The organism is Rhizobium anhuiense, from assembly GCF_003985145.1.
Lineage (GTDB): Bacteria > Pseudomonadota > Alphaproteobacteria > Rhizobiales > Rhizobiaceae > Rhizobium > Rhizobium anhuiense.
Genome location: NZ_ML133552.1, coordinates 2,501 through 5,000, shown reverse-complemented (window position 1 = coordinate 5,000; position 2,500 = coordinate 2,501). Strand labels below are relative to the sequence as shown.

The 2,500-nt window shown below is 52.6% G+C and carries 1 rRNA gene (only partly in view); it reads right to left on the bottom strand.

Annotated features, from left to right (window positions below):
- Positions 1–2,153: ribosomal RNA gene (locus tag EEQ99_RS34225) — 23S ribosomal RNA — on the bottom strand (it extends 662 nt beyond the left edge of the window).
- Positions 2,154–2,500 lie beyond the last annotated feature (347 nt).

Sequence of the window (2,500 nt, the reverse complement as noted above, 5' to 3'; positions counted from 1 at the left end):
GTCCCGGACCCGGATGACGGGCCGCGGTTAGACATCCATGACGATAAGGGTGGTATTTCAAGGATGGCTCCACGGAAACTGGCGTCCCCGCTTCAAAGCCTACCACCTATCCTACACATGCCGACACGAATGCCAGTGTAAAGCTATAGTAAAGGTGCACGGGGTCTTTCCGTCTGACCGCAGGAACCCCGCATCTTCACGGGGAATTCAATTTCACTGAGTCTATGTTGGAGACAGCGGGGAAGTCGTTACGCCATTCGTGCAGGTCGGAACTTACCCGACAAGGAATTTCGCTACCTTAGGACCGTTATAGTTACGGCCGCCGTTTACTGGGGCTTCGATTCAAAGCTTGCACCTCTCCTCTTAACCTTCCAGCACCGGGCAGGCGTCAGACCCTATACGTCGTCTTGCGACTTCGCAGAGCCCTGTGTTTTTGATAAACAGTCGCTACCCCCTGGTCTGTGCCACCCCATCATACTTGCGTAAAATGGGGTCACGCTTCTTCCGAAGTTACGCGTGCAATTTGCCGAGTTCCTTCAACATAGTTCTCTCAAGCGCCTTGGTATACTCTACCTGACCACCTGTGTCGGTTTCGGGTACGGTCTATACGGTGGAGCTATTTCCTGGAACCGCTCCGCTGCCCTGATAATCCAATAAACCAGAACAACTTGTGCAATCCGTCACTACCACCAGGCCCACGAATATTAACGTGGTTCCCATCGACTACGCATTTCTGCCTCGCCTTAGGGGCCGGCTAACCCTGCTCAGATTAACTTTAAGCAGGAACCCTTGGTCTTTCGGCGAGAGGGTCTCTCACCCTCTTTATCGTTACTCATGTCAACATTCGCACTTCCGATACCTCCAGGAGCCCTCACAGGTCTCCCTTCATCAGCTTACGGAACGCTCCGCTACCACTTGCGATTGCTCGCAAATCCTCAGCTTCGGTGCATGGCTTCAGCCCCGTTACATTTTCGGCGCAAAGACCCTTATTTAGACCAGTGAGCTGTTACGCTTTCTTTAAATGATGGCTGCTTCTAAGCCAACATCCTGGTTGTTTTGGGATCCTCACATCCTTTCCCACTTAGCCATGACTTGGGGACCTTAGCTGGAGGTTAGGGTTGTTGCCCTTTTCACGACGGACGTTAGCACCCGCCGTGTGTCTGCCGAGTAGTACTCCCCGGTATTCGGAGTTTGGTTAGGATCAGTAAGACGGTGAGTCCCCATAGCCCATCCAGTGCTCTACCCCCGGGGGTATTCGCTCGACGCTCTACCTAAATAGATTTCGCGGAGAACCAGCTATTTCCGAGTTTGATTGGCCTTTCACCCCTAGCCACAAGTCATCCCAATCTATTGCAACAGATGCGGGTTCGGTCCTCCAGTTGGTGTTACCCAACCTTCAACCTGCTCATGGCTAGATCACTCGGTTTCGGGTCTAATGCAACAAACTAAATCGCCCTATTCAGACTCGCTTTCGCTTCGCCTACACCTACCGGCTTAAGCTTGCTTGTTACACTAAGTCGTTGACCCATTATACAAAAGGTACGCCGTCACCCTTGCGGGCTCCGACTGTTTGTAGGCATCCGGTTTCAGGTTCTATTTCACTCCCCTTGTCGGGGTGCTTTTCACCTTTCCCTCACGGTACTTGTTCGCTATCGGTCATGCACGAGTACTTAGGCTTGGAGAGTGGTCTCCCCATGTTCAGACAGGATTTCTCGTGTCCCGCCCTACTCTAGGACAATCGTGATATCTACGCGTACGGGGCTGTCACCCACTACGGCCGCACTTTCCAGAGCGTTCCACTTTAATCACAATTGCCACTGGCCTGGTCCGCGTTCGCTCGCCACTACTTGCGGAGTCTCGGTTGATGTCCTTTCCTGCAGGTACTTAGATGTTTCAGTTCCCTGCGTTCGCTTCTTACACCCTATGTATTCAGGTGTAGATACCTTATCACAATGCTTGGAAACCACTCGGGTTGCCCGGCCAGAGGCCAAACAACCAGAATGATTTTCCAAGCATTTAAGGTGGGTTGCCCCATTCGGAGATCCATGGATCAAAGCTCATTCGCAGCTCCCCACGGCTTTTCGCAGCGTATCACGTCCTTCATCGCCTGTGCATGCCAAGGCATCCACCAAATGCCCTTACGACACTTAATCGTTCTCATTGCCAATGCTCATCATCTCGTTGCCCGCTTCAAAGAAACGGCAACAGACCGGGTTACCTTTTACAACCCAGTCAATCCAACAATGCCATTAACGTGTTCGACAGGTCTGCTTTATTGGAGCTACGCCGAGCAGCCCACTTGCAGCCTGTCTTAAGACCAGCTTCTCGAGATTGGATCCGATACCGCGCGGTCAGGCAACGGTAATCCGATCGTCCGTCAGACGATGCCCAAAGGCAACGAACAACACGCGATAAACCGCTACGCGGTTTACGCTGACGATCCAGAGCGACAAGCTTCCTTCCTACCTCCAATCCCTCCACCACATCCGGCCGGCTAGGC